Below are 9,522 nucleotides of genomic sequence, written 5' to 3' on the forward strand. Positions count from 1 at the left end.
ATGCGCCTAGTACCTCGACACAGAGGTTTTGACTCGTTGAACCTGAGCTGATTTGGCGGCGAGCTTTGGATAGGCACGCGCCATTTTGGCGCGGGCCTTTTCAGTTGTCGCACGCGGATGAGTTCTTCCAACTCTCGGGCCCGTTCCCCCACTGGGCGTTCGATCGGATCGAACCAACCATCGAAAAGCCGGGCGGATGTTTTCCTTCACGCTGCGGCGAGTGCCTGCTCGTGATATTGCTGCTCATGGCGTGGCCTTCGATGCTCCAATGCCCGATCATTCGAGGTTGATCGGCCCCGAGACTTACCCCACTAGCAACCAATCCCGCGACGGGATCATAATTCCAAACTGGTATGAAATTGTCCGAAATCGGTATTGGTCTCAGGGAGCGCGCTTTGTCACGCTGGATAGCGATCAATAGAGATTGATAAATTGAAATAAAGGAGACAGTAGTGCACGGCAGGCCCCACCGCTGATGAGAGTGATCTCTGCCTGACCATAGTTGTGAATAGGCGAGTATAAGACGCGTTGAATCGTGTTGCCACGATGATGGCGATAAACGAGTTGCTGAGGAGCTGGGGAAGCATCAGGGGCGACCGTTACCGACTCAAAGTAACACCTAGGATGCTAAGAACTAAGCGGCAGCTGTACATCTATGGAATCGGAGATGTCGGCAGGCGGATATGGGTCGCCGCTGGGACTACACCTCTTCCTCTTTTGGACAATGAATGGAGACAAAGCGCATGGACCGCCTGCTGTCGGACGTTTGCGGGGCACAGCAAGCACGCGACAATTGCGAAAAATGGATGAGGCCTGACAACTATCTGTCGCATGGCTGGACCAATTCCCGCCGCACCGAATCCGGGAAAGCTGCCGTTGAGTTTCGTGAACTGCGGAAGACCTACGGGTCAGCAGTTGCGCTCCAAAAAATCAACTTGTCGATCACAGCGGGCGAGTTCTTTACCCTTCTAGGACCCAGCGGGTCGGGAAAGACGACGTTGCTCAACATCGTGTCCGGAATGGTGTCGCCGACAGAGGGCGCCGTTCTCATCGACGGGGAGGACGTCACGAATGTTCCTCCACGGTATCGCAACCTCGGGATGGTGTTCCAGAACTATGCGCTGTTACCGCACATGACCGTCTTCGACAACGTCGCATTTCCGCTGCGCATCCGCAAGATGCCGCGGCGCGAAATTGAAGCGGCCGTCATGGGTATCCTCGAACTCGTGCAGTTGAAGGAGTTCGCGTACCGCAAGCCCAAAGAGCTCTCTGGTGGTCAGCAGCAACGAGTATCAATTGCGCGATGCCTGGTTTACGGGCCCAAGCTGATCCTGATGGACGAGCCGCTGGGTGCACTCGATAAAAAGCTGCGCTATCAGCTTCAGCTCGAAATCAAGAAGATTCACAAGGAAATGGGCGTGACAGTGCTATATGTCACGCATGACCAAGAAGAAGCATTAGTCCTTTCGGACCGGATCTGCGTGATGAACCGGGCGCGCATCGAGCAGGTGGGCACTCCCAATGACCTCTACTTCCGGCCCGATAACGAGTTCGTTGCGGACTTCCTAGGCGAATCTAATCTCATTCAAGGCACGGTAGTCGAGTCGAACAACGAGACCACGTGTGTGCGTACTCAGGATGGATTCATCATTCGCTGTACTCCGCAGCCAGGCGCCAGCGGCGAGATTAAGGTGATGGTACGCCCGGAATCGATACGGCTGTCGAAGTTCGGAAAGCGAGGCGGCTTCGGTATGCAAGGGGTGGTGCATGACCGTGCGTTTGTAGGACATTCGATCCGCTGCACTGTCCAAGCGGGAGGCCAGCGCCTCACTGGTTTCCAGAACAGCAGTTCGGGTAACGAGATACTCGAGCCGGGCTGCGAGGTGTGGGTCGACTGGTCGACGGCAGATGCAATCTCCCTCAAGCATTCAGTCGATTGAAGGAGGATCATGGCACTTCAATTAAGTCGACGTGAGCTGACCGTCTATCTCCTGCCGGTCGCGGCCCTGATGGTATTCGCGCTCATCGCGCCGCTGCTAATGATCTTCTGGCGCAGCCTTGGTGAAACTTCCGTCTCCCTAGATGCGTACATCGATCTGTTCAAGAGCCGGCTGTTCCTCCGCGCCTCGTTGACGTCGTTCGAGATATCGATCTCTTCAGCGATAGTGAGCACTATTTTCGCTTATCCGATCGCGCTGCATCTCTCGCGCCTGTCGGATAAATGGCGTCCAATCTTTCTGATCTTCGTGCTCCTGCCGTTTTGGACGAGCATTTTGGTTAAGAGCTATTCGTTCATCGTGGTGCTAGGTGACAGCGGTCTGGTGAACAATGCCTTGGTGGAATTTGGTCTGCCAAAGGTACCGATGATATTCAACCGCATCGGTGTTCTCGTGGGCATGAGCAGTTTCCAAATCCCTTTCGTGGTCTTTCCGTTACTGTCTAACCTGCTAGCCCAAGACCCGAACCTGCGCAGGATGGCGGCAGTGATGGGAGCCGCGGACGTTCGCATCTTCTGGCAGATCACCTTGCCGCTGAGCCTTCCGGGACTGCTTGCTGGCGTAGTCATGTGTCTGGTTATGGCGATGGGATCGTTCGTGACGCCGGCGCTGTTGGGTGGCAGGCAAGACATGATGGTTGCTAACCTGATCGACTTCTACACGCGGGAGGCTCTCGACTGGGCATCGGCATCGGCTATCGCGGTGGTCCTGTTCGCGGTGAGCGCCACGATGCTCTGGGTGCTGAGCCGTGTGCGCCGCGACAGTGGGCTGATTTGAAGGAGGGACTGCCTTGACGTCGAAAACGTCGCAGCGAGGGTTCTCTCGTGGATGGATCGTAGTTGGTCTGGCCACGCTGATGTACATCTACCTGCTGTTTCCCAGTTTAGTCATCGTACCGATCTCGTTCGGCAACCGGGCGGAATTGGTGTTTCCTCCGCGGACGTTCTCCCTGGACCTGTACCGCGACTATTTCGGCTCGGCAGACTGGCTTACGGTAACCGGACGCAGCATCATCTACGCTGCGCTGGCGTCATCTTTGGCAATGGTCGTGGCTGTGCCGGCCGGGTACGTGCTGGCGCGTACGAACTTTCCCGGTAAGCGCATCCTGGTGATGCTGGTGCTCGGCCCGATGATGGTGCCAGTGGTGGTGATCTCGCTGGGGCTATACCTGTACTACTTGAAGCTATCGCTCATAGGCACGGCCATAGGGCTAGTGGTCGCGCACGCAATGTACGCTACTCCGTTCATCGTCCTCACGACGGCGGCTGGCGTTGAGAGCCTCGATGAGCAGCTAGAAAGGGTGGCGGTGATCATGGGGGCGAACCAATCACGGGTGTTCTCTCAAGTGGTGCTACCGCAACTGGTGCCCACGCTGATCTCGGCCGGCCTCTTCGCTTTCCTAAATTCGTTTGACGAGGTGGTGATCGCGTGGTTTATCACAGGGCCGAGCACGACGACCCTGCCGGTCAAAATGTACTCGAGCATCAAGTGGGAGACGTCGCCAGTGCTCGCGGCGGTGGCGACCATCCTGACAGCGGTCTCGATCCTGGTATGTCTAGCGGCCTACGCACTCAAACAGGCCGCGCTCAAGCGCGCGGAGAGGAAGCCGTGTCGAACGATCGCGTCTGGGGGCGCTCAATCGGAGAGTACGAACTGATTACGTGGTGTCCGGAGTGCGATTGCCGGGGGCTGGGGGCTGCGCGCTACCAGCCCCGGCCCTGAAGGGGGAGGCGTAGCTCAGCGCGAGCTCGCAGAAGCTCGATGAACTATTCCTCGTTAGTTGGCTTTCATCGTCCGATCTCCTCTAACGGGTGATTGAACCGCTAGTGAATGATTGAGGCGGTAGCTCGCCCTGACCATTTGAATCAGTTACTTCCGAAGTCGGAGCGACAGAGGCTCTACGCTAGAGCAATTCATGTCCAGGCTGAATCGGGGGATCCCCTGAGGAGGGGGCGGTTCGTGATTCAAGTGCGGGTTGGGAAGGGGCCAGCATCCAATGAGCCTACCTCTTTCCAATAATTACGAAAGCGAGTTACGGCGGCGATCGCAAAAAAAGCCCCGAGACTCTAACCGCCGCTGGTTCAGTGGCAGGTCACGCCTTACTCACCAGAGCTCAATCCGATCGAGCAAACCTTTACCAAGATCAAGCATTGGATGCGCATCGCACAGAAGCGCATCCTCGCAGGCACTGGGCGTCACATGGGCGATCTCGTCACAACGATCTAGCAGCGCGAATGTAGAGGCTACACTTCCGCCAAAGCGCGAAAGGCTCTAGCCTCTGCAAGAGAAGCATTGATACCAAATCGGTGTGGATCCTTGGCAAATTGGTATTGGACGATCGAGGAGCGTGAGCTTCAAGGTGAGACCTCACAACTGTCTGCCATCCGTTCGATTCCAAGGAGTTGTCCCGCGTGCCCCACTTGACTCGCCGCAAAGTACTGAAGAGTGGTGCTGCCGCCCTTATTGCGCTGCCGGGTGTTGTTCCGAATTGCGCGCTCGCGGCCAACAAGCTGACGTTCGCAAGCTGGGGGGGCTCGTATGGGGAGCAGACCCAGGAATTCTGGATCAAGCCGTTTACCGCGGAAACCGGGATTGAGGTCGAATACGTTCTGGGTCCAGAACTCGCTAAGATGAAGGCTCAGGTTACGAGCAAGAATGTTCTCTGGGATGTCGTGGATGGCCTCGCGTATCCAGCCGAGAAGGAAGGGCTATTGGAGCCGATCGACTACAAGGTCGTCGATCCCAACAGGTTCTTGGTCAACGCCCCCTCCTTTGCTGTTCCGACCGGTGGCTATACCGGTGGCATTGCGTACGATCCTTCACGTTCGCCGGCGCCCGCGAAGGATTTTGCCCAGTTTTGGGACGTCGAAGATTTTCCTGGCCGCCGTGGACTTCGGAGCCGCGTCAGTGAGACGCTCGAGATGGCCCTCCTTGCTGACGGCGTTGCGCCTGCCAAACTGTATCCCCTCGACGTCGAGCGAGGGTTCCGCGCACTCGATTCGATCAAGCCGCATGTCAGGAAGTGGTTTGCGGCAACTGCTGAGGGGGTATCTCTGTTGCAGACGAAAGAGGTCGAATACACCTACACCTACGGAAGTCGTGTTGCTGCAGCAAAAGATGCCGGCGTATCCATCGAATTCTCTCGCGACCAGTGCATCACCTCTGTTCAGTACTTCTGTGTATTGAAAGGCTCGCCTCATAAGGAAGCCGCGATGCGGTTCCTGGAGTTCGTCAGCAGGCCAGGGCCTGCTGCGAAGTGGATCAACAAACTTGGCGTGGTGGCCTCCCCCCCTGTTATCAAGGGCGTCGATGAGTTGTTGGACCCCGGAGTGCGACGCTTTACGCCCGATCCTGCTAGCTCGAAGCACGTGTTCACCGATGACGGCTTTTGGGCAGAGCATTTCGTGGAACTCGACAAGCGCTTCAAGGAATGGATTCTGGCGTGATGACTACTCGACTGATCCGCATGAAGGTGGATGACGCGACCGACCAAGACATGATTGAGGACGGATCTACCCTCGAATTCAACGGTAGGAAGTACCTCGACGGAAGGGCGTCCGATCCGCTAAGGCTGGGTTGGATGCAGGGATCGCCTCCTCCCGAGGACAAGCGGATCACCTTTGAAAGTGGACGCTTCTTCGAGTTTCCACGTATTCGATGGAGCCTGTCGCACATGCGTGAGCTCATGCCCACGGTATGCGTACGGCGCGGATCGGGAGCTCCCACTTCTTTCGAGTCTGCTCCAGCCGGCGCGGCGGCAGCCATAGAGCAGCTCACCTTTAAGGACCTAAACGGCCGAGAGTACCGGTGGGAGGAATCCCTTCACGACACATATACGGACGCGATCGTGGTGCTACACCGCGGTCGCGTTGTTTATGAGCGGTATCTTGGTTCGGCCGCTCCGTTCCTGCCACAGGAATGCGGCTCGGTCACGAAGTCCTATACAGGCACTCTTGCGTCGTTGTTAGTCCACGAACGTGTGCTTGATAGCGCCAAATCGGTTTCCTACTACGTGCCCGAGCTTGACGGCACAGCTTGGGAAGACGCAAGCTTGCGCCAAGTGATGGACATGGAGACTAGCCTTTCCTACACAGAAGATTTCATCAACTACGATGATAGGCAGTCCGACATCTGGTTCTATCGATTTGCTATGGGCCGGTGGCCCCGGCCGGCCCATTACGAAGGGCCGAAAACTATCTGTGATTTCCTGCGCACGGTTCGCAAGGTTGGCGTACACGGAGAAGAGCACGCCTACAAAAGTGTGAATACTGATGTGCTAGCGTGGGTAATGTCCCGTGCCACCGGCCATTCGTACGAGCAGCTCCTGCACGAGCGCATCTGGGCACCATTGGGTTGTGAAGAAGACGGCTACCTCACGGTCGACGAGGCCGGAATGGCTTTGGCTTGCGGTGGTCTGAGCGTTACTGCCCGAGATTTGGCTCGGTTCGGAGAAATGATGCGACGCAAGGGGGACTGGGGCGGCAAGCAGGTCGTCCCGGCTGCAGTCGTAGAGGAGATCGAGCGCGGCGGCGACCGCGCAAGGTTCGCAAGGGCAGGCTACCGAACGTCTCCCGGTTACTCCTACAGAAATATGTGGTACACGACGCATAACGAGCTGGGTGCGTTCGAAGCCCGGGGGATTCATGGCACACGGCTTTACATTGCGCCCAAGGCCGAATGGTAGTTGCTCGCTTTGCGTCGCATGCACTTGCCGCGGCAAACGGGATGGAACCGGTTTCGCCACCGATGCTGTTGGCGTTGGGCAGAATGCTGCGCGGATAGCCGAAGGGTGCGCGACTGCTACATGGAACGAGACGTTTGCCTGTGTAATCGCGAGCAATTGTGCGCCGATTGTATTAGTAGAGATTCTCCTGAGGCTTCGAAGTGTCCTCAAGGCCCGGTTGGCGCGCTTGAACTGCTTGGCGTGGGCATAGCGCTAATGCTTGATCAGCTTTGAGCCGCAGTTGATCGCCAAGGGACAGAACCCACTTCACAGACTTCGACGACAAGATTCTGAGCCTATACGCCCGCGGCATGGCATGACGGTGCGCGAGATCCAGGGCCTCCTGACCGAACTTTATGGCACCGGCGTCTCGTCCGGCCTGATGAGCCGGGTCGCCGACGCGGTCCTTGACGAGGTTCGCGAGTGGCAGAACCGACCGCGCGAGGCGGTCTACCCGTGGTATTTTTCGATGCGCTGCGGCTCAAAATCCGCGACGAAGGCCTGGTCAAGAACAAGGCCGTCTATGTGGTGTTGGCGCTCAATCCGGACGGCGAGAAGGACGTGCTCGGGCCCTGGATTGAGCAGACCGAGGGCGCCAAATTCTGGCTCAAGGTTGTCAACGAGCTCAAGGTGCGCGGCGTCAACGACATCCTGATTGCTGTTGTGCTGTTGTCGACGGGCTCAAAGGCTCTCCCGAGGCCATCACGTCAGTGTTTCCGCAGACTATCGTGCAAACCTGTATCGTATCCCTCCGTTGAGGGCCGCCTTGTTTGACGAACGCGATCGCTGAAGGTCCTAGGGGTAATCCTAGGAGAAGCGCTATGACGATTTCGAGGGCGGAGGTGATCACGTCGGTCGAGCGGCGGCGCCGCTGGTCGCAAGATGAGAAGGAACGGCTTGTTGCAGCGTCGCTGGAGCCCGGCGCCAATGTTTCCGAGCTGGCTCGCGTGGCCGGGCTTCATGTGAGCCAGCTGTTCAGGTGGCGCAAGGAGCTTTGCAGGCACGGCGAAGCGAGCATAGCGCCGTTTGTTCCGGTCGAGATTGGGTCGTCCGCGCCACCGCGGGAGGTGGCCGAAGCGCCGTTGACGACGACGACGCGTCGACGCAAGAGCCACGGCATCATCGAGATTGATCTTGGTACCGGGCACCGCATCCGGGTCGATGGCGACGTTGATGGAGACGCGCTACGTCGTGTTCTCGATGCTTTGGTCCGCCGATGATCCCAGTTCCCACGGTCGCGCGAGTGTGGCTCGCGACAGGCTACACGGACATGCGCCGAGGCTTTCCGTCGTTGGCACTCCAGGTGCAGGAGGTGCTGCGCAAGGACCCGCTCAGCGGTCATCTGTTCGTCTTCCGCGGTCGCCGAAGCGATCTTGTGAAGGTGATCTGGCACGATGGCCAGGGAGCATGCCTGTTCACCAAGAGACTCGAGAGAGGAAAGTTCGTCTGGCCATCGGTTGCGGGTGAAGCTGTGACGATCTCGCCGGCTCAGATGAGCTACCTGTTGTCCGGAATCGATTGGCGTAACCGTGTGTCCAGCAAAGGCTGGCGTGTCCAGTGGGAGGCAATCCCACCAGGGTAAAAGTCAGAGCCCTGTAGTTTGGATAGCAGAGAGGAGGGAAACCGAATTTTTGAAGCCTATCGACAAGGTCTCCGGAAAGGGAGATCACGAGTCATCGGGCCGTATCGAGAGAGAACGCGTTGTGGCCTCGAAAAAGTCAGCAACCCGAAGGCCGAGCCCGCGGTTTCAAGGCGAAGGCAGCATAGACAGCCGAAATCTGACCGATGCGGCTGTTCACTTCGGCGGGGTGGAAGCGACAGCACGATGACAAGGACATGCTGAGCAACTGGAGAAGCCCTCCTCGTCCCCGGCGAGAAATTGTCGGAGCAAGGTAGGCTGTATAACCGGCGACACCGGGAAAGCGGCCGAAGACGAGAGGGTGGCGGCCGGGTCCGCAGTAGCTGTGAAGCGGAGTAACCCCCGTGGAGCGAAGGGGCCCTGCCATTTGTGACGTCTCTAACGTAAGGAAGGCAAGGACGAGATGACAAAGGCGTCCATTGATTTGCAGGACCTGAGGAGGAGACTATACGTCAAGGCGAAGGCTGAACCGTCCTGGCGTTTCTGGGGTCTATACGTTCACGTCTGCAAAGTGGAAACGCTACGCGCGGCGTATGAGATGGCCAAAGAAAACGACGGCGCTCCGGGAATAGACGGGGTGACCTTCGAGGCCATTGAAGCGCTAGGCGTAGACGCTCTGCTTGAGCAGTTGCGGGACGAACTGACCGGGCATACCTATCGGCCACTTCCGGCACGGAAACAGGAAATACCGAAGGATGGGAATAAAGTTCGCATCCTCTCGATTCCGGCGGTCCGTGATCGGGTGGTTCAAGGTGCGCTCAAGCTCATACTCGAACCTGTCTTCGAGGCGGATTTCCAACCGGGGTCGTTTGGGTATCGGCCTAAGCGGACAGCGCATGATGCGATCAAGCGAGTGACAGATGCAATAGCTCAAAGGAAGACGCGCGTTCTCGATTTTGATTTGCGAGCCTATTTCGACAACGTCCGGCATGACCGGCTATTGGCGAAGGTGGCGCAGCGGATCAACGACGCGGACGTCATGCATCTCCTAAAAGTTATGCTGAAAGCCGCTGGCAAGAAGGGAGTTCCGCAAGGCGGTGTGCTTTCGCCCTTGCTCAGTAATCTTTACCTCAACGAGGTTGACAAGATGCTGGAGCGAGCGCGAGAAGTCACACGGAGCGGCAAGTACATCAATGTCGAATACGCGCGTTTCGCGGACGATC

At 57.6% G+C, this 9,522-nt stretch carries 8 protein-coding genes and 2 pseudogenes; all 10 read left to right on the forward strand.

All coding sequences use genetic code 11. The features are described 5' to 3' along the window. Positions 1 to 743: 743 nt before the first annotated feature. The gene (locus H8A92_RS38260) at positions 744 to 1,940 is read left to right on the forward strand and encodes an ABC transporter ATP-binding protein (RefSeq protein ID WP_229200462.1); all 1,197 of its coding nucleotides are present in this window, start codon (positions 744 to 746) and stop codon (positions 1,938 to 1,940) included. A gap of 9 nt (positions 1,941 to 1,949) precedes the next feature. Beyond that, positions 1,950 to 2,774 (forward strand): ABC transporter permease, encoded by an 825-nt coding sequence (locus H8A92_RS38265; RefSeq protein ID WP_229200463.1) that lies wholly within the window; start codon positions 1,950 to 1,952, stop codon positions 2,772 to 2,774. 13 nt (positions 2,775 to 2,787) lie between these two features. Then, entirely contained in the window at positions 2,788 to 3,654 is an 867-nt protein-coding gene (locus H8A92_RS38270) for an ABC transporter permease (protein ID WP_229200464.1), read from the forward strand. 428 nt (positions 3,655 to 4,082) lie between these two features. Continuing rightward, positions 4,083 to 4,223, forward strand: a pseudogene (locus tag H8A92_RS38275) (IS630 family transposase); the annotation flags it as partial. Between the two features lie 185 nt (positions 4,224 to 4,408). Further along, the gene (locus tag H8A92_RS38280) at positions 4,409 to 5,443 is read left to right on the forward strand and encodes an ABC transporter substrate-binding protein (protein ID WP_229200465.1); all 1,035 of its coding nucleotides are present in this window, start codon (positions 4,409 to 4,411) and stop codon (positions 5,441 to 5,443) included. Then, complete coding sequence (locus H8A92_RS38285; protein ID WP_229200466.1) at positions 5,443 to 6,681, forward strand: serine hydrolase domain-containing protein; 1,239 nt, start codon at positions 5,443 to 5,445, stop codon at positions 6,679 to 6,681. The genes H8A92_RS38280 and H8A92_RS38285 overlap by 1 nt, the downstream gene beginning before the upstream one ends. A gap of 265 nt (positions 6,682 to 6,946) precedes the next feature. Next, positions 6,947 to 7,472 (forward strand): annotated as a pseudogene (locus H8A92_RS38290) (IS256 family transposase); the annotation flags it as partial. Positions 7,473 to 7,541: 69 nt separating this feature from the next. Then, positions 7,542 to 7,940: an IS66-like element accessory protein TnpA gene (gene tnpA / locus H8A92_RS38295; protein WP_229200467.1), complete on the forward strand. Its 399-nt coding sequence runs from the start codon at positions 7,542 to 7,544 to the stop codon at positions 7,938 to 7,940. Continuing rightward, entirely contained in the window at positions 7,937 to 8,302 is a 366-nt protein-coding gene (gene tnpB, locus H8A92_RS38300) for an IS66 family insertion sequence element accessory protein TnpB (RefSeq protein WP_229200468.1), read from the forward strand. The genes tnpA and tnpB overlap by 4 nt, the downstream gene beginning before the upstream one ends. Positions 8,303 to 8,762: 460 nt before the next feature. Continuing rightward, the coding region (locus tag H8A92_RS38305) for a reverse transcriptase domain-containing protein (protein ID WP_249795540.1) at positions 8,763 to 9,522 on the forward strand (760 nt) is incomplete at its 3' end.

The organism is Bradyrhizobium acaciae (genome assembly GCF_020889785.1).
Classification (GTDB): domain Bacteria; phylum Pseudomonadota; class Alphaproteobacteria; order Rhizobiales; family Xanthobacteraceae; genus Bradyrhizobium; species Bradyrhizobium acaciae.

Bases quoted from the DNA above. Each gene is read 5' to 3' on its own strand.
- H8A92_RS38260 (WP_229200462.1), top strand. From the start codon at position 744: ATGGACCGCCTGCTGTCGGACGTTTGCGGGGCACAGCAAGCACGCGAC.
- H8A92_RS38265 (WP_229200463.1), top strand. From the start codon at position 1,950: ATGGCACTTCAATTAAGTCGACGTGAGCTGACCGTCTATCTCCTGCCG.
- H8A92_RS38285 (WP_229200466.1), top strand. From the start codon at position 5,443: ATGACTACTCGACTGATCCGCATGAAGGTGGATGACGCGACCGACCAA.
- tnpA (WP_229200467.1), top strand. From the start codon at position 7,542: ATGACGATTTCGAGGGCGGAGGTGATCACGTCGGTCGAGCGGCGGCGC.
- tnpB (WP_229200468.1), top strand. From the start codon at position 7,937: ATGATCCCAGTTCCCACGGTCGCGCGAGTGTGGCTCGCGACAGGCTAC.